The following is an 18,067-nucleotide window of genomic DNA, read 5'->3' on the forward strand; positions in this document are numbered from 1 at the left end:
TTCGCGGCGCGAACGGATCCGACCTCGCCTTCCCGCAAAAAAGAGCGGCGCCCCGAGGGGCGCCGCTCTGCTTCCATCCACGGCCAGGAGAGAGGGATGGCCGTGGCGGGAACGCGGTTGCAGGCTTAGAAGCGCTGCTGGTACTTCATGTACATGAAGCGGCCGATGTCGAAGCCACCGTAATAGGTGAAGCTGCTGTTCGGCTGGCTGTACATGATCGGACCCTGGTGGTTGAACACGTTGTTCACGCCCAGCGACACGGTGCCGTTCCACGGCAGGCTGTAACGCACCTGCAGGTCGTGGAAGGTGTTGGAGCCCACCTTGTTGGTCGGCGAAGCGCTGGTGTACGACGAGCTGAAGCCCGGCATGTTGCATTCGTCCATGTACGAGCACTTCTCCTTCATGCTGGAGTAGTAGCGCGCGGTCCAGCCGATGCCGAGGTCGCCGTACTGCCAATCCAGGTTGAAGGTGGAACGCACGCGGAAGTCGCCGCCCCAACCGGTACGCTGTTCCACCGGCGTGGTCGCAGTGTTGTCGTTGCGCTGTTCCAGGTAGTCGGTGTAGGTGGTGTTCCAGTTGACGGCGAACGTGCCGAACGCGGTTTCCGGCAGGCGGTAACGCACATTGATGTCATAGCCGGCGGTCTCGCGGAAGCCGGCGTTGACCAGCGAGCGGTCCAGTCCGTTGACCTGGCCGTTGCTGCCACGGGTGAAACGGCCACACGCCGCGTCCGAACCCTGCACGTAGCACTGCTCGAGGATGCTGTTGGCGGTCTCGGCAACAATGGCGTTGTTGATGCGGATCTTCCACCAGTCCAGGCTGACATCCAGACCGGCGACGAAGTCCGGGCTGTACACCAGGCCGACGGTCCAGGTCTTGGCGGTTTCCGGCTTCAGGCCGGCGTTGGAGCCGGAGCTGAAATCAACGGTGGCCTGCTGGCCCGGCTTGCTGGCCACGGTGCCGTCGCTGTTGAGCTGGCGGAAGTTGGCCGGCACCTTGAGCGCCTGGCAACGGGCGGCGACGGTCGGGCTGGTGGCCGCGGTACCGAAGGCGGTATCGCACGGGTCGGTGAACGAGTCGCGGCTGCTGACGGTGCCGCCGTACAGATCATCCACGGTCGGCGCACGGAAACCGGTGCCGTAGGTGGCGCGCACCAGCAGGCTGTCGATCGGCTTCCACTTCAGGCCGAACTTGCTGTTGGTGGTCGAACCGAAGTTGTTGTAGTCCGAGTAGCGGCCGGCCACGTCAAGGGACAGTTCGCGGGCGAACGGCAGGTCGGCCAGCACCGGCACCTGCAGTTCCAGGTAGACCTCGTTGAGCGAGTAGTTGCCGCGGGTCGGCTGGCCGGTGGTGCCGGCGATCTGGCCCTTCTGCACCATCAGGTCCGGGGTGTAGCTGGCTTCTTCGCTGCGGTGCTCGAAGCCCATCGCGGCCAGGACGTCACCGGCCGGCAGGGTGAACAGCGAGCCGGAGATGTTGCCGCTGGCGACCTTGGTGGTGCTCTGCATCTTGTCGACGAAGCGGGTGAACAGGTAGTCCTGCACGTCCGGGTTGCTCAGCGAGCCCGGGCCGGTGTAGCCGATCGGTGCGGCCGGGTTCCACGGCACGCAGCCGGCGATCACCGCGCCCGGTGCGCCGCAGCGGGCCACGTTGCCATCCATGAAGGACGGGCCGACGGCCAGGTTGACGTGCGGCTGGTACATGCTGCCGGTACCGATGCGCTCGCCTTCGTTGCGGTTGTACATGTAGCTGACGTTCCAGTCCCAGTACCGCGAACCGGTTTCGAAGCTGCCTTCCAGGCCGATGCTGGCGCGCTTGGTTTCCAGGGTGTTCTCGGTGCCGCGCGGCAGTTCCTCGGTGCGGTGCGCGAACAGCGCGTCCTGGCCCCACAGGTTGAACGCGCTGTCCTTGGACAGGGCAGCGCGGCTGCCGTTGCGCGCCTGCGCGGCGCTCACCGAGTACGGATAGCCGGCCAGATGCTTGGTCGACTCGCGCTTGCTGTACAACGCATCGGCGACGATGCGCAGATTGTCAGTGATCGAGAAGCCGCCGTTGGCAAACACCGAGGTGCGCTCCAGGCCGGTCAGCAGGCTCATGTTCGACTTGGTGTTGGCACCATCGGCCGGGTCCGGCGTGTGGAAGTTGCCGGCCTTGCTCGGGTCGCCGCCCGGGCCGACGGTCAGGTTCTTGCCGCCGACGGTGACATAGCCCGATGCGGTGTTGCCATTGAGGCCATCGGTCGGGTGGCGCGGGCCGTTGGTGTAGCGGCTGAACTCGCGGTCCTTGCCCAGCACCTCGTCTTCCTTGCTGCGCTCGGCACCGATGCTGAACCAGCCACGGTCGAAGGTCTTGCCGAAGGTCGCGCTGTAGGAACGCTTCTGGCCATCACCCTGGCCGTACTGGCCGACGTAGACGCTGGCTTCGCCACCATCGAAGTTCTTGCGGGTGATGATGTTGACCACACCGGCGATGGCATCGGAGCCATACAGCGCGGAGGCGCCATCGGTCAGCACTTCCACGCGTTCAACGATGGACGACGGGATCGAGGCCAGGTCGGAGTAACCGCCGGCACTGACGCCCATGCGACGGCCGTCGATCAGCACCAGGCTGCGTTCCGGACCGAGGTTGCGCAGGCTGACGTACATGCCGCCGAAGTCGCGCGAGGAGTTCAGCGAGGAGGCGCGGCTCATGCTCGGCGCACCTGCTGCGGGAAGGTCCTGCAGGATGTCGGCGACGTTGACGTAGCCCTTCTTCTCGATCTCGGCGCGGTTGAGCGCGACCACCGGCTGTGCGGTTTCGACACTGGCCTGGCGGATGCGCGAGCCGGTGATTTCGATGCGGTCGAGGTTGGTCGTGGAATCGCCGGCGCTCTGTGCGAAGGCGGGGGTGGCGCAGCTGGCGGCCAGCGCGATGACGATCGCGTTGCGCAGCGGATTGGTTTTCAGGGACATCCGTGAAATCTCGTGTTTCAGAAAAAACATGCGCCCGTTCTATGGGCGCGTGGGGTGCTGCAAACCAACGTGGGGGGCGCGATTCTAGAATGTTTCCATTCGTAACTGTTTGTCTCTTCGCTGCTGGATGTGCGCGAAAATGAATCGCACCCAACAATCCACAGATGCGATGTGCGCAGCGTCACGCACGTTGCATGCGCGATGGGCAGAGGCATCGATAACGGCGGCGTTGCGGCAATCTGTAGTGGCGCGTGTGTGCGCACATCCATCCACGCATGGCGTGGATCTACTGGACCCCGCGCACGATGCATCGGTAGATTCACGCCGCGCGTGGATGCCGCACATCGGTAGATCCACGCCACGCGTGGATGGCGCACATCGGTAGATCCACGCCTCGCGTGGAAGGCGCACATCGGTAGATCCACGCCACGCGTGGATGGCGCACATCGGTAGATCCACGCCATGCGTGGATGGCGCACATCGGTAGATCCACGCCACGCGTGGATGGCGCACATCGGTAGATCCACGCCACGCGTGGATGCTGCACATCGGTAGATCCACGCCGCGCGTGGATGCCGCACGCCGGTAGATCCACGCCTTGCGTGGATGGCGCACACCGGTAGATCCACGTCACGCGTGGATGACGGGCAAAGCAAAAGGGACGGAGCCTTCGCTCCGTCCCCCTGCAGAATGCGCGTTGTACCGCTGCGTGATGCTCAGGTTTCGCGCAGTGCCGTGGTGATCGGCAGGCGTGCCGCGCGCAGCGCCGGGAACAGGCCGCCAACCAGGCCGATGCCCAGCGCCCACTTCAGGCCCGTCCACAGCAGTTCCGGCGACACATGGAACTTGAACACCACCGCGCTGAAGTTGCTGCCGATGGTGGACACGCTGTAGCCGTTGAACAGCAGCCACGCCACCGCGCACCCCAGCAAGCCACCGAGCAGGGCCAGCAGCATCGTTTCCAGCATCACCGCCGTTACCACCGGCAGGCCACGGAAGCCGATCGCACGCATGGTGGCGATCTCGCGGGCACGCGTGGCCACGGCGGCATACATGGTGTTGAGCGCACCAAACACCGCACCCACTGCCATGATCGTGCCGATCACCTTGCCAAGGATGTCGATCAGCTTGGTCAGCCCGCCGCCTTGCTTGCTGTAGTAGACACGGGTGGTTTCCACGTCCAGCTTCAGGCGCGGGTCGGCGGCGACGGCAGCTTTGAACTGCTCGAAACCGGGCTTGCCTTCGGTGCGCACGGTGATCGACTGCCAAGCGCTGCGCTGGTAGGTGGTGGCCAGCGTATCGGCGTCGGTCCACAGTTCCGAATCGTGCGCATCGCCGGTGGCGAACACGCCGACCACGGTCCAGGCCTGGTTGCCCAGGGTCAGCGTCTTGCCGACCTCCATATCGCGGAACTGGCCCTTGGCGCCCTGGCCGACCACGATCTCACGCAGGCCGGTGCCGAACTTACGGCCTTCGACGATCTTGACCTTGTCATGCACCGCCCACGCCTGCGGGCCGACGCCGCGGAACTGCGCGTTGACGTCGGTGCCATCGGACTTCGACACCAGGTTGACCACCTGCGACAGCTCCGGTGACAACAACGGCCGGCCCTGCGCATCGCGGCTGATGCCGGGCAGGGTGGACAGCGTCGGCACCTGCTCGCGGGTGATCACCGAGTTGGTCTCGGCCTGCGAGCCACCGCGCAGCACGATGGCGGTGGTGTCATCGCCGGTGTTGTTGAGCGTGGCCTGGAAGCCTTCACCCATTGCCAGCATCGCCACCAGCACGCCGACCACGCCGGCGATGCCGACCACGATCACCGAGGACGCGCCCCAGCGCTGTGGCAGGCTGGCCACGCCGATGCGGGTGGCGGCCAGCGCCAGCCGTCCACCACGGGTCAGCAGCAGCCACAGCGCCACAAGCACTGCGACGGCCAGTACACCAACCCATGGCAGGCTGATCCACAGCACCAGCCCGATCACCAGCAGCAGCACCGTGAGCGCGTTGCCGGACCACTTCTTGAGTTTGCTCTTGAACATGTCGGTGTCCTCCTCAGCGGCCGGCCAGTGCGTCGACGATCTTCAGGCGCTTGGCACGCAGCGCGGGCAGCAGCCCCACCACGATGCCGATCACCACGATCAGGCCCAGCCCCATCAGCCAGGTAGGCGTGGGCACGTGTGGTGGCAGCATGCCGATGCTCTGCGGCGAGATCACCGGCAGGATCAGGGCGGCCAGGCCCATGCCGATCAGGCCACCCAGTCCGATCAGCAGCACAGACTCCACCATCACCAGGGTCAGTACGGTGCTGTCCTTGAAGCCCAGTGTCTTCAGCGTGGCGAGCTCCGGCACGCGCTCGCGCACCGCCTGCGCCATGGTGTTGCCGGTCAACAGCAGCAGGGTGAAGAACACCGCGCCCATGATCGAGGTGACGATCATGCCGATGTCCGCGAACTGCTTGACGAAGGCCTGTTGGAACGCCGATTCGGTCTGGGTCTTGGTCTCGTGGTCGGAGTTGGCCGAGATCGCATCGATGGCCTGCGCCACCCGTGAGGAATGCTCCACGTTGTCCAGCGTCACCGTGTACCAGCTCACCTTGTTCTTGATGTAGTCGTTGGATTCGTCGAAGTACTTCCAGTTCATCATCAACTGGCGTTCTTCATTGGCAGCGACAGCGCGGTCCTTGGAACGGTAGATGCCCTTCAGCTCCAGCGGCCAGTCATTGCTGCCGCCGCGCGGGAAGATCGTCGCCTGCAACGGGATGGTGTCGCCGATCTTCCAGCCGAACTGCTTGGCCAGGGTCTCACCGACGATGGCGCCGGTGCGGGTCTGCTTCCAGTCTTCCAGCTGTGCCGGGTCGATCTGCAGCTCACGGTAGACATCGAAGTAGTTGGGCGAGACCGAGAAGTTCGGGAAGAAGTTCTTCGGATCCTGATAGATGCCGCCGAACCACATGCCGTAGGCCACGTTGCGTACCCCATCCACCTGGCGGATCTGGTCCTCCAGGCGGATCGGCAACGACTGGGTGATCGACAGCCGCGAGGCCACGATCAAGCGGTTGGCGCCTTCCACGCTGCCACCGGAGGCGAATGCCACACGCACCGAATCGAGCATGCCGAACAGCAGGAACGCGGCCACCACCGACAGCAGGGTCAACAGCGTGCGGGTCCGGCTGCGGAACAGCTGCGCCCACACCAACGAGAAATATTTCATCGCCATGGCCTCCGTCAGTGGGCCAGCGGCGCGTCGGCCAGCTCGCCCTTGTCCAGGTGCACCGTGTGCGTGGCGTACTCGGCGGCCTTGGGGTCATGGGTGACCATGATGATGGTCTTGCCATGCTCGCGGTTGAGCTGCTGCAACAGGCCGAGGATCTCTTCGGCGGACTGGCGGTCGAGATCACCGGTCGGTTCGTCGCAGATCAGGAAGGTGGGATCGGAGACGATCGCACGGGCAATCGCCACGCGCTGCTGCTGGCCGCCGGAGAGTTCGTTGGGACGATGGCTGCGGCGATCGGCCAGACCGACCAGGGTCAGTGCGATTTCCGCATTGCGGCGACGGTGCGCAGCGTTGAGGTGGGTCAGCAGCAGGGGCAGCTCCACGTTCTTCTGCGCGGTCAGCATCGGCATCAGGTTGTAGAACTGGAACACGAAGCCGACGTGGTGGCTGCGCCAGGTCGACAGCTGGCCGCCGCTCATCTGATCGATGCGTTCGCCTTCGATGCTGATCTCGCCGCCACTGGGGTTGTCCAGGCCTCCGATCAGGTTGAGCAGGGTGGTCTTGCCCGAGCCGGACGGGCCCATCAGTGCGACGAAGTCGCCGCGCGCGATGTCCAGGTCGATGCCGTGCAGCACCTGCACTTTCTCGGGGCCACGCTGGTAGGTCTTGGTGATGTTGCGCAGTGAAACCAGGGTCGACATGGGTGGTTCTCCACGGAAGGCGGGAAACGGGAAAGCGCGCCGGCGGTGACCGGGGGCGTGCGTCGAGCGGTGCTGCCGGCGGCGCCCAAGGGCGCCAGGCCGTTACTGCGCTTGTTTCTGTTGCACCTTGGTGGCATCGCGCAGCGTGTCGGGTGGGTTGACCACCACCGACTCACCCGCGCTCACGCCCTTGAGGATCTGGCGGTCCTTGCCCATTGCCTGGCCGGCCTCGACCGTGCGCTGCTGCACGCGGTTCTCGTCGCCCAGTACGAAGGCCACCGATACGCCCTCGCGCTGGACCACCGCGCCTGCCGGCACGCGCACGCCCTGCGGCTTGGCCGCGGCCTGTGGCTGGGCCTGTTCCAGGAAACTGACCCGCACGCCCATCTCCGGCACGATGCGCGGGTCCTTCACCTTCAGCGCCACGCGCACCTTCACCGTCGCCTTGCCGCGGTCGGCGGTGGGGATGATGGCGATCACCTCGCCCGGAATCTTCCACTCCGGGTAGGCGTTGAGCGTGGCTTCCACCGGCATCTTCGGCTGCACGCGGCCAATGAAGGCCTCGCCGACCTCGACCTCGATCTCCAGCGAGTCCATGTCGACGATGGTGCCGATGCCGGTACGGGTGAAGCCACCACCGGCCGAGAGCGGCGAGACGATTTCGCCCGGCTGCGCCGCCTTGGCGGTGACCACGCCGGAGAACGGTGCGCGCACCACGTTGTTGTCCACGCCGAGGTCGGCGATGGCCAGCTGGTCGTGGGCCACCTTGACGTTGCGCTGTGCGGTATCCAGCTGCGCACGCAGGCTGTCGCGCTGGGCCACGGCCTGGTCGTACTGCGAGCGCGAGACCAGCTGCTGGCCAACCAGCGCCTGCAGGCGGCTGGCTTCAGCGGCGGCCTGCTTCTGCTGGGCCTCCAGACCGGCCACCTGGCTGCGTGCGGCCTGCAGCTGCGAGGCGTACAGGCTGCGCTGCGCATCGGCATCGATCGGATCCAGCGTGGCCATCACCTGCCCGGCCTCGACCCGCATGCCTTCCTCGATCATCACCTCGCGCACCTTGCCGGTGATCTTGGCTGACACCGTGGCCATGCGCCGGGCCACGACATAGCCGCTGGCGTCAAGCACCGAACTGCTGGCGCTGCCCTGCTGGATGGCCACGGCCGGTGCGGTGTCCACTTCCACCACCGGCGTGCGGCCGAACAGGGCGAAGGCGCCGACGCCCAGCAGCAGCGCGATCACCACGATCGCGATCCACAGCCAGCGGCGGCCTCCACCCGAGCCACCGGAGGCCGGCGGCGGCGATTTGCGGTCGATACGGAGTTCCTTCAACAGCTCGGCAGAAGCGTTCATTCGTTCCATCACAGGCGTTCGGGCGGGTGTGGCCGGAAGGGCGGACGCGGCAGTTCCGGCGGTGGAGCGTGCGGCACAGCATGACGGCAGGCAGGGCGATGATGGCAGTGACAGCTGTCATCCGATGTCACTGACGGCGGCAACTGCGAAATGTGACCACGGCGGCACAGGATGGCAACGTCCCCGCTACCGGTACCGCCCATGGATCCGATCGCCCCGTCGCTGGCCCGCCTGCAGCAGGTGCAGGTGCGCTATCGCGACCATACCGCCCTGCATGGCATCGACCTGCAGGTCCGCGCTGGCCAGGTACTGGCACTGCTGGGCCGCAACGGTGCCGGCAAGAGTACCGCGATCAGCGTGCTGTTGGGCCTGCGCCGTGCCGATGCCGGCCAGGTCGAACTGCTCGGCGGCGACCCGCAGCAACGTGCCAGCCGCCTCGGCCTGGGGGTGATGCTGCAGAGCACCAGCCTGCCGCCGATGCTGCAGGTGGATGAACTGGTGGTCCAGGCCAGCGCCTGCTATCCCGATCCGATGCCGCTGCAGGACGTGCTGCAGCGTGTCGGGCTGCAGGCGCTCGCGCGCCGCCGCTATGGCCAGCTGTCCGGCGGCCAGCAGCGTGCCGTGCAGTTCGCCATCGCGTTGTGTGGTCGCCCGCGTGTGCTGTTCCTGGACGAGCCCACCACCGGCCTGGACATCCAGGCGCGGCAGACCATGTGGCAGGCGATCCGGCAGCTGGTGGCCGAGGGCTGTGGCGTGTTGTTGACCACCCACTACCTGGAGGAAGCCGAAGCCCTGGCGCAGCAGGTGGTGGTGCTGGAGCAGGGCCGGGTACTGGCAGACGCGCCGCTGAGCGAGCTGCGCCTGGCCGACCGGCCGCGGCGCATCCGTTGCCGCAGCGCACTGCCGGTGGATGACGTGCAGCAGTGGCCCGGCGTGCAGCAGGTGCAGCGCGAGGGCGAGCATCTGCAGCTGCTGGCAAGCCCGGCCGAACCGGTGGTGGCACGCCTGCTGGCGGCCGACGCACAGCTGCGCGAGCTGGAAGTACAGGGCGCGGCCTTGGCTGACGCCTTCCTCGACATGACCCGGGAGGCCGCATGAATACCCTGACTCCGACCACCGCCGCCGTGCGGCCCATGTCGTGGCGCCGCGCGCTGCGCCCGTACCGCGCCGAACTGCAGGCCGAGCTGCGCCGGGCGTGGCGCACGCCGGCCTTCGCCGTGCCCTCGCTGCTGTTCCCGGTGCTGTTCTATCTGTTGTTTGGCGTGCTGCTGGGTCGCGGCCACGCCCCGCTGTATCTACTGGCCACCTATTGTGTGTTCGGGGCGATGGCCCCTGCGCTGTTCGGCTTTGGCGTGCAGCTGGCACTGGACCGCGAAGGCGGCCTGCTGACTCTCAAGCGCGCGCTGCCGATGCCGGCGGCGGCACCGCTGTTGGCGCGGTTGGCGATGGCTGTGATGTTCGCGCTGCTGGTGGCGTCGCTGCTGATCGTGGTGGCGCGCGTGCTCGGTGGCGTGCACCTGCAGGCGGTGCAGATGCTGCGGCTGCTGGCGGTGGCCGGGGCGGCGGCACTGCCGCTGGGAGCAATCGGGCTGCTGATCGGCAGCCATGTCAGCGCCAGCGCGGCGCCGGCGATGGTCAACCTGGTCTATCTTCCGCTGGCCCTGTTGTCGGGTCTGTGGCTGCCGCTGTCGGCACTGCCAACGCTGTTCTCGACGATGGCACCGCTCTGGCCGACCTGGCATCTGGCCCAGCTGGCGCTGCCGGTGGTCGGGCTGCCGTCGGTGGGCGGTCCCGCGGGCCATCTGCTGGTGCTGCTGGTGGTCACCGTGGTGGCGCTGCTGTTGGCGCGCCGCCGCCTGCGCCGTATCGGCTGAACTGGCATGATCAGCGACGATCGTCCCCGCCTGGATCCTCCCGTGTCGCCGAACTGGTTTGCGTCCCTGCTGCGCCCCGCACCGGATTCGGCAGTGGCCGACAATCTGCGCCGTGGCAAACCGGCCTGGGCCGATGCGATCCACCTGTTGTGGACGATCTGGGTGTTCATGACGCCGGTGTTCAGCGGCGGCTTCACCCTGCGCTGGGTGCTGCTGACCTTGAGCAGCTACCCGGTTTTCCTGCTGTTGTATGCGCGCCTGCTGCTGTCACCGCGCCACCATGCGCCGCGCTACGCGTTGGCGATGGTGGCGCTGGCCACGGTGCTGGTGCCCTGGTATCCGTCGGGTATCAGTTACTTCATCTTCGGCTGCGTGATGCTGCGCGTCTGCGGGCGCGGCAGCTGGTGGGTGTATCTGCTGCAGCTGGCGGTCCTCAACGCGGTGTTCTGCTCAGCGGCCATGTTCTCGCATTACCCCTGGCAGAGCCTAGTCTGGATTCCGGCGGTGTCGTTCATCATCGGCATGGTGGTGAACGTGGAAGCGGTGAACAAGGACAAGGATGCCGCGCTGCAGCTGTCGCAGGACGAGGTGCGGCGGTTGGCGACGACCGCCGAGCGCGAGCGTATCGGCCGCGACCTGCATGACCTGCTGGGGCATACCCTGTCGCTGATCACGTTGAAACTGGAACTGGCGCGCAAGCTGCACGACCGTGGCGATGCACGCGCGCGGCAGGAAATCGGCGAGGCCGAGGACATTGCCCGCGAAGCGCTGGCACAGGTACGCAGCGCGGTCACCGGCATCCGTGCCAGCGATATGGCAGGCGAGCTGGCCTCGGCGCGCCTGCTGCTGGAATGCCAGCAGGTGCACCTGCAGTACGCGCCGCCGCCGCCGATGCCGGTGGATGTCGAGCGAGGGCTGGCGCTGGTGCTGCGCGAGGCCGCGACCAATATCGTGCGTCATGCGCAGGCAACGCAGGCGCGGGTGGACTTCATGCTGGAGGGGCGGATGCTGGCGATGCAGATCCGCGACGATGGGAGAGGTGGCATGCAGGTCGAGGGCAATGGGTTGTGTGGCATGCGCGAGCGCGTGGCTGCCTTGGGCGGAAACCTGCAGGTGCAGTCCGCAAGGGGCGAGGGCACCGTACTGACCGTACGCGTGCCATTGGCCGCCGCGACTACGCCGCTACCACCGGGCACGCCGCCGTCGCTGGCGCAGGACGGTGCCGCATGATCCGCATCCTTTTGGCCGAAGACCAGGCGATGGTGCGTGGTGCGTTGTCGGCACTGCTGGGCCTGGAGCCGGATATCGACGTGCTGGGCAGCGCCGCCGACGGCGAAGCCGCCTGGCGCATGCTGCAGCAGCTGCAACCGGACATCCTGGTCACCGACATCGAGATGCCGGGCCTGTCCGGACTGGAACTGGCGCAACGCATTGCCCGCCATGAGCTGCCGATCAAGGTGGTGATCGTGACCACCTTTGCCCGTGCCGGTTTCCTGCGCCGTGCGCTGGAAGCGGGTGTGCTGGGCTACCTGCTGAAGGACGCACCGGCCGAGAACCTGGCAGACGCACTGCGCAAGGTGAAGCAGGGCATCCGCGCGATTGACCCGCAGCTGGCGCTGGATGCGTGGTCGCAGGCCGATCCGCTGACCGACCGCGAGCGTCGCGTGCTGCGGCTGGCCGGTGAAGGCCGTACCGCCAGCGAGATCGCCGAACAGCTCGGGCTGTCGCACGGCACGGTGCGCAACTATCTGTCCGAATGCATCGGAAAGCTGGGCGTGGCCAACCGGATCGAGGCGTATCGGCTGGCGCGGCAGAAGGGGTGGTTGTAGGCCTGAGCGCGTATTCTCTGCGCACTTACGGACGAGGTCTGCAATGAAGCATCACTATGCCGATTTCCTGGATCGCACGGACGATACCTGGACCCTCACGCCCAATGCGCAGCGATGGTCGTGCCATGTCGATGATCTGGTCGATGCGCCCGACGACACCGAGCGCCTGATGGTCACCGCCGGTGATCGCAACTGGCAGCGCATGCTGCAGCTGCCCTTGCTGCGTGAACTCACCCTGCACGAGCCCAGCCAAGCGCAGTTGGCTTCGCTGGCGCAGTTGCCGCAGCTGACCGCGCTGCGTATCAGCCATGCGCGCCCGAAGACGCTGGCGATGCTGGAGGGCCTGCAGGCACTGCGCGAGTTGGTGCTGGAATACGTTTCGGCGTTCAGCGACCTTTCGCCGGTGGGGCGCCTGCCGATGTTGCGTGCGCTGCATATGGAGAACCTGCGCCGGGTTCGCGATTTCTCCGGGTTGGCCGGTGCTCCCGCGCTGCGCAGTCTGACCCTGGCGGGTACCCTGGATTGGAACCAGCCCGTTGAAGACCTCGGCTTCCTGGCTCGGTTGCCAGCGCTGGAGGCGGTCAGCATCTACTGGTTCCGAAGCCCGTCGCTTGCAGCGCTACCCGGCCTGCTCCTGCGCGTGCCGCAGCTGCGCAAGGTGCATTTCAGCATGTCCGAACTTCCGCTGGAGGACTTCGCACGCATCCATGCCTGGCTGCCCGCCGTCGAAGGTGCGGTGCGCGAGCCGTTCGTACTGTGCGGCGAACAGCATCGGATCGTCGATCCGCGCGAAGACAGCGCTGCGTTGCCGCTGGAGGCCTTCCTGGCAATCCCGGGCTGCTGGGTTGATACACGGGGGCGCCGTCGCGAACATCTGGCCGATGGCGCCTACCTGTTGGGCAAGGGCGAGCGCATGGCCGGTGGCAAGACGGCCAGCATAGTGGCCAAGTGCGGGCTGCATGCGCAGCGCTACCGCGCTCTGGTGGACCAGTTCAGCCGCGAAGGCGCACCGATCTGAGCGCCGCTTCGACTACCGGGCATGGCCCGGCGGCACCCATGCGTGTGCGCAGAGAAACCCGCCCTCAGTCCCTCCCACGCGCCATCGCCTGGAACACGCCATCGCGGCGCACCCAGAGGTGGAACAGCGCTGCACCCACGTGCATCAGCACCGTGGCAAACAGCACGTACGCCAGCAGGCTGTGCGCGTTGCGCAGGGCTGCATACAACGCCGGGGTGTGCGGCACGATCGGCGGCAGGTGCAGGCCACCGCCCAGCACGATCGGGTAGCCGCCGGCCGACAGCATCGCCCAGCCGATCAGCGGCATCGCCAGCATCAGCGCGTACAGCATCCAGTGCGAGGCCTTGGCGGCCATCACCTGCCAGACCGGAAGATCTGCCGGCAGCGGCGGTGGACGATGACGCAGCCGGTTGTACAGGCGCAGCAGCACCAGTATGCCGATGGCGATGCCCAGCGGACGGTGCAGGTCGATCAGCATCGGCCGCAGGTGCAGCGAGGCGACCATGGTCACGCCGATGAACAGCATGGCGATGATCATCAGCGCCATGGACCAGTGCAGCACCCGCGCCAGCAGGTTGAAGTGGCCGTTGCCGGTGCTCATCGTGCGGCCTCCTTCGGTTGCTCGACGTTGCCGGTGGCACGCTCTCGTTCGCGCCGGTTGAAGGACTGCGAATACACGGCCGAGCGGGCGGCCAGGATCGGGTCGTCACTGCCGCGCACGCCACTGGGCAGGATCAGTGGATCGAAGTTGATCTGGCCGCAGGCGCCCTGTTCCTGTGACTGCATGTGGTCCAGGCTGAGTACGCCGGCCACCACCTGATCACGCGATTCGGGCCACGGTACCGACGGATCATCGATGGCATCGCCGGGCCCGGCGCTGCTGACGACCAGGTTCCAGCGCACCGGACCACTGGCCAGGCGCTGCTGCAGTTCCTGGCTGAGGAAATCGACGCTGGCCTGCTTGCGCGTTTCCGCATCCATGTCCACCACTGGCGATTGCGGCTGCCAGCGCCAGCGCACTGCGCGTTTCTGGCCTTGCGCATTGGTGAACCAGAAGCTGTTGACGCTGTTGAAGGTGGTGTCGGCCCAGCTGCTGGTCCACGGCGCCGTCTTGGCCCATTGCTGGAAGGCCTGTGCGCTGGGGTACTTCGCCAGCACCGCGGCCATCTTCTGCGGGTCGGGCTTGCCCGTGGCGGGGTCAGGGATGGAGGCGCGCGTCTGCTCGTAGAACGCCTCGGCGCTGGGCACGGCGAAGAACGGGAAGCTGTTCATTGCCATCCGCCATTCCTGGCCATCATCGCTGACCATCTGTACCGCGAGGCTGCGTACGCGTGCGGTGTTGTCGGCGCCGTAGGGGTCGCCGCCGCCGATCGACAGGCGGCCCATCACCGGCACACGGGCCTGCGAGAACACTCGCGCACTGGACAGGGTGGGAGCCTGCGCGCTGGGTTCGAACCAGCCGCTCACGCAGACGCCCTTGCTGTGCGCGCGGCGGAACCCGGGATGGGCCGGGCCGGTGGCCTCGATGGTGTCGGTGAAGCGTTGCGCGGTCAGGCGGTTGCCGATCCAACCGGCCAGCCAGGCAAAGGTCAGCGCGACCGTACCCAGGATGAGGGCGATCAGTGCGATCCAGAGCAGCGGCGAATGCGTGCGCGGTGCCCCCGGCGCCTGGCCGGCGCGGGTATAGCGGAAGAGCGACATGGTCGGGTTCCTGCCTTCACGGAGCGTGTGGGTGGTCGACCGACACATCCTCGCAGAACCCGGCCGCGGCCGAAATTCAATTTTTCGTCAGATTTGCCGGAGATACAGTGCCGACCATGGTCGGCACCCGCACCGGCATTGGTAGCGCCGGGCCATGCCCGGCGGCTCCATCAGGTGTAACGCGCCTTCAGCATCGCCCACGCCGAACGCAGCGCCAACGCTTCACCACCGGCCGGACGGCCCGGGCGTTCCCCATCGTTCCAGGCGTACACATCCAGATGCGCCCAACGCTGGCCGTCTTCCAGGAAACGCTCCAGGTACAGCGCAGCAGTGACCGAGCCGGCCATGCGCGAACCGGCATTGGCCAGGTCGGCGATGCCGCTGCTCAGGTAACGCAGGTAGGGGCGCCACAGCGGCATGCGCCAGACCGGGTCTCGGGTCGCGTCGCCGGCCTGCAGCCACTGCTGGGCCAGCGTGTCGTCGTTGCTGAAAAGTGCCGGCAGGTCAGGGCCCAGCGCGATGCGCGCCGCGCCGGTGAGGGTGGCGAAGTCCAGCACCAGGTCCGGCGTCTGTTCACCGGCGAAGGTCAGCGCATCGCACAGAATCACGCGGCCTTCGGCGTCGGTGTTGTCGATCTCCACGCTCAGGCCCTTGCGGGTGGCGATGACCTCGCCCGGACGGAATGCATCCGGACCGATCGCGTTTTCCACCGCCGGCACCAGCAGGGTCAGGCGCACCGGCAACTGCTGGGCCATCACCAGCCCGGCCAGGGCCAGTGCGTGCGCGGCGCCGCCCATGTCCTTCTTCATGTTGCGCATGCCGTCGGCCGGCTTGATGTCCAGGCCGCCGGTATCGAAGCACACGCCCTTGCCGACCAGCACCAGCGACGGGTCGGTTTCCCTGCCCCAACGCAGCACGACCAGGCGCGGCGCACGATGCGAGGCGCGGCCCACCGCGTGGATGGCCGGGAAGTTCTGCTTCAGCAGTTCATCACCGGTGATCGCCTCGACCTGCGCGCCATGCGCCTCGGCCAGGGCGCGAGCGGCGTCTTCCAGCTGCTGCGGGCCCATGTCTTCGGTCGGGGTGTTGACCCAGTCACGCACGCGCAGGCTGGCGGCGATCAGGTCGGCCACTTCGCCGGCCGGTGCGGCCACCAGCTGCGCCGGTGCACGGTTACGCTTGCGGTAGCGGTCGAAGCGGTAGCTGCCCAGGCCCCAGCCCAGTTGCAGCAGCGCCTGTTCGGTGGCCGGCAGGTCAGTAGCCAGCTGCCACACGCTGCCTTCGGGCAGGGCATGCGGAGCGTGCGCATAGCTGTAGGCATCGGCGCGATCGCCGACGCCGATCACCGCGCCTGCCAGGCCATCAATGCCCGGCAACAGGGCCGCGCTGTGCGCACTGGCGGTGAAGCCCTGCGAGGCCAGCCAGGCCTGGATGGCGGCCGGCTGGCCATCCTTCCAGGCGGCGAACTGCGCGCGGTCCAGCACGTACAGCGGTAGTGCCGCGGCGGTGTCGGCGGTGAAACCAGTGATCTCGCTCATGCGTCAGATGCTCCGGGGTACGGCGGCGTCGAGGTTGGTGTCCAACCAGTCGGCCAGACCGGTGAGGGTGTCGAACTGCAGGTCCGGCTGCAGTTTCGGATGGGTCCAGGTGGCTGCTTCGCGGTTGATCCAGCACCCGCGCAGGCCGGCGGCGATCGCCCCGGCCACGTCCATTTCGGCGTGGTCGCCGACGTGCAGTACCTGTGCCGGCGCCACACCCAGGCGGGTGCAGGCGGCGTGGAAGATGCTGGCCTCCGGCTTGGCGGCGCCGTGTTCGCGCGCGCCCAGCTGGAAGGCGAAATGATGGGCCAGGCCGATCCGCTCCAGGTCGGCATTGCCGTTGCTCAGCGCCGCCACCGGCACCCGGGCGGCGATCCGCGCCAGCGCGTCGATCGCATCGGGGTAGCACTCGACCTGGTTGCGCGCGGCGTAGAACACCTCATACGCCGGCTCCAGCAGATCCAGGCTGGCGCCACTGTTCTGCAACGCTTCGTGCAGGGTCAGCCGGCGCAGCGCGCTCAGGTCGTGGTGGAGATGCGGATGGGCGTGGTACAGCCGCTCGCGCACTTCGCGCATCGCAGCCACCGGGTACATCGCGGCGGTTGTGGGGCTGTGTTCGCACATCCACGCGTGCAGGACCTGGTCGATGCGGGCGCCGATCGGAGCGAACGGCCACAGCGTGTCGTCAAGGTCGAGGGTGATGGCTTGGACGGGGAAATTCACCCCGCCATTCTACCCCTGCCCGCGCGGGCTTTCATTCCAGCAGGCGTGCCCAGCCCTGCATGCCGTCCAGCCGCGCCAGCACCAGCTTGATGCAGACCAGCAACGGCACCGCCAGCAGCAGGCCGATCATGCCCCAGGCCCAGCCGAACACCATCAGCGCCAGGATCAGCACCAGCGGCGAGAGCTTCATGCGTCGGCCCAGCACGATCGGGGTCACCATCTGTCCTTCCAGGGTATGCAGGGCCAGGTAGGCAGCGGCCGGCAGCAAGGCCTGCAGCGGGTCGCGGAACTCCACGAAGCCCATCAGCAGCATCAGCGCCACGCCGATCAGCGGGCCCACATACGGGGCGAAGTTCAGCAGTGCAGCCACGGTGCCCCACAGCAACGCCTCCTGCAGGCCGATGCCGAACAGCATCAGCACACCCGCGAACACCAGGCCTACCAGCGTATTGATCACGCTGATGGTCAACACGTAGCGCGAGACCTCGCGCTCGATCGAACGCAGGATGTCACTGGTGAAGCGCTGCTGCTGGCGGTTCGGGAACAGGGCGATCGCTGCGCGCTGCAGGCTCTGCCCATAGATCATGAAGAACAGTGTGAGCAGCACCACTGCCAGCACCGAGGCGGCCAGCCGCGGTGCTCGGGTCAGCATGCGGTACGGGTCGTCCAGCTGGGTGCGGATCACCTGCACCTTGTGGTTGCTGTCACCGCCGGCCACGCGGGCGAAGTTTTCCGCCGCTTGGTTGGCCTGCTGCACCGGCTTGGTCAGGTCCTGCACCTGGCGGGCCACCTTGCGCAGCTGCTGTGGTGCTTCCTGTGCCCATTCCATGGCCGGGCCGATCAGCTGCACTGCCAGCGAACCGGTCACGCCCAGGCCGGCGCCGAGGATCAGCAGTGCACCCAGTGCACGCGGAATCCACAGCTTCTGCAGCAGGCGCAGGATCGGGTTGCCCACCAGCGCGAAGAACATCGCCAGCAGCACCGGCAGGATGATGTCCTGTGCCGCCCACAGCGTGTAGCCCACCGCCAGCGTAGCCAGCACCACCAGCGACATCGGCCCGCGCGGTCGCGAAGGCGTTGGCGGGGAGGCTTCGGGCGCGTCGGCGTCGACCGATGACGGGGACAGGAGGGACTCGCTCATCGACGCACCAACCGGGAAGGGGAACGCA

The 18,067-nt window shown here is 67.1% G+C and carries 15 protein-coding genes; 5 read left to right on the top strand and 10 right to left on the bottom strand.

Features of this window, described 5'->3' with window-relative positions:
• Positions 1-125: 125 nt before the first annotated feature.
• The 5 genes from ABH900_RS16470 to ABH900_RS16490 form a co-directional block, all read right to left on the bottom strand.
• On the bottom strand, positions 126-2,951 hold the full coding sequence (locus ABH900_RS16470) for a TonB-dependent receptor plug domain-containing protein (RefSeq protein WP_429624209.1): 2,826 nt from the start codon (positions 2,949-2,951) through the stop codon (positions 126-128).
• Positions 2,952-3,667: 716 nt separating this feature from the next.
• The gene (locus tag ABH900_RS16475; protein WP_429624210.1) at positions 3,668-4,990 is read right to left on the bottom strand and encodes an ABC transporter permease; all 1,323 of its coding nucleotides are present in this window, start codon (positions 4,988-4,990) and stop codon (positions 3,668-3,670) included.
• A 13-nt stretch (positions 4,991-5,003) separates the two neighbouring features.
• The gene (locus ABH900_RS16480) at positions 5,004-6,161 is read right to left on the bottom strand and encodes an ABC transporter permease (protein ID WP_429624259.1); all 1,158 of its coding nucleotides are present in this window, start codon (positions 6,159-6,161) and stop codon (positions 5,004-5,006) included.
• A gap of 14 nt (positions 6,162-6,175) precedes the next feature.
• Positions 6,176-6,865, bottom strand: coding sequence for an ABC transporter ATP-binding protein (locus ABH900_RS16485; protein ID WP_429624211.1), 690 nt, complete (start codon positions 6,863-6,865; stop codon positions 6,176-6,178).
• Positions 6,866-6,967: 102 nt separating this feature from the next.
• On the bottom strand, positions 6,968-8,215 hold the full coding sequence (locus ABH900_RS16490) for an efflux RND transporter periplasmic adaptor subunit (RefSeq protein ID WP_429624212.1): 1,248 nt from the start codon (positions 8,213-8,215) through the stop codon (positions 6,968-6,970).
• Between the two features lie 201 nt (positions 8,216-8,416).
• Between ABH900_RS16490 and ABH900_RS16495 the strand changes: the two genes are divergently transcribed.
• Genes ABH900_RS16495 through ABH900_RS16515 form a run of 5 tightly spaced genes read left to right on the top strand, consistent with a single transcriptional unit; the run spans position 8,417 to position 12,936 of the window.
• Positions 8,417-9,313: an ABC transporter ATP-binding protein gene (locus tag ABH900_RS16495; protein ID WP_429624213.1), complete on the top strand. Its 897-nt coding sequence runs from the start codon at positions 8,417-8,419 to the stop codon at positions 9,311-9,313.
• Positions 9,310-10,089, top strand: coding sequence for an ABC transporter permease (locus tag ABH900_RS16500; RefSeq protein WP_429624214.1), 780 nt, complete (start codon positions 9,310-9,312; stop codon positions 10,087-10,089). Before ABH900_RS16495 ends, ABH900_RS16500 begins: the two co-directional genes overlap by 4 nt.
• A 6-nt stretch (positions 10,090-10,095) precedes the next feature.
• Positions 10,096-11,319: a sensor histidine kinase gene (locus ABH900_RS16505; protein WP_429624215.1), complete on the top strand. Its 1,224-nt coding sequence runs from the start codon at positions 10,096-10,098 to the stop codon at positions 11,317-11,319.
• Positions 11,316-11,918 carry a response regulator transcription factor gene (locus ABH900_RS16510; protein ID WP_164136263.1) on the top strand — a complete coding sequence of 201 codons (603 nt, stop codon included), beginning with the start codon at positions 11,316-11,318 and terminating at the stop codon, positions 11,916-11,918. Before ABH900_RS16505 ends, ABH900_RS16510 begins: the two co-directional genes overlap by 4 nt.
• Positions 11,919-11,961: 43 nt before the next feature.
• Positions 11,962-12,936: a hypothetical protein gene (locus tag ABH900_RS16515; protein WP_429624216.1), complete on the top strand. Its 975-nt coding sequence runs from the start codon at positions 11,962-11,964 to the stop codon at positions 12,934-12,936.
• Positions 12,937-13,000: 64 nt separating this feature from the next.
• Here the strand turns inward: ABH900_RS16515 and ABH900_RS16520 are convergent, their stop codons facing one another.
• The 5 genes from ABH900_RS16520 to ABH900_RS16540 form a co-directional block, all read right to left on the bottom strand.
• Positions 13,001-13,537 (bottom strand): cytochrome b, encoded by a 537-nt coding sequence (locus tag ABH900_RS16520; protein WP_429624217.1) that lies wholly within the window; start codon positions 13,535-13,537, stop codon positions 13,001-13,003.
• Entirely contained in the window at positions 13,534-14,637 is a 1,104-nt protein-coding gene (locus ABH900_RS16525) for a catalase family peroxidase (protein WP_429624218.1), read from the bottom strand. Before ABH900_RS16525 ends, ABH900_RS16520 begins: the two co-directional genes overlap by 4 nt.
• 170 nt (positions 14,638-14,807) lie before the next feature.
• On the bottom strand, positions 14,808-16,175 hold the full coding sequence (locus tag ABH900_RS16530; RefSeq protein WP_429624219.1) for a leucyl aminopeptidase family protein: 1,368 nt from the start codon (positions 16,173-16,175) through the stop codon (positions 14,808-14,810).
• 3 nt (positions 16,176-16,178) lie between these two features.
• The gene (locus ABH900_RS16535; RefSeq protein WP_429624220.1) at positions 16,179-16,898 is read right to left on the bottom strand and encodes an HAD family hydrolase; all 720 of its coding nucleotides are present in this window, start codon (positions 16,896-16,898) and stop codon (positions 16,179-16,181) included.
• A gap of 31 nt (positions 16,899-16,929) precedes the next feature.
• Positions 16,930-18,039: an AI-2E family transporter gene (locus tag ABH900_RS16540; protein WP_429624221.1), complete on the bottom strand. Its 1,110-nt coding sequence runs from the start codon at positions 18,037-18,039 to the stop codon at positions 16,930-16,932.
• Positions 18,040-18,067 lie beyond the last annotated feature (28 nt).

It is taken from the genome of Stenotrophomonas sp. AN71, assembly GCF_050435725.1.
Taxonomy (GTDB): Bacteria; Pseudomonadota; Gammaproteobacteria; order Xanthomonadales; family Xanthomonadaceae; genus Stenotrophomonas.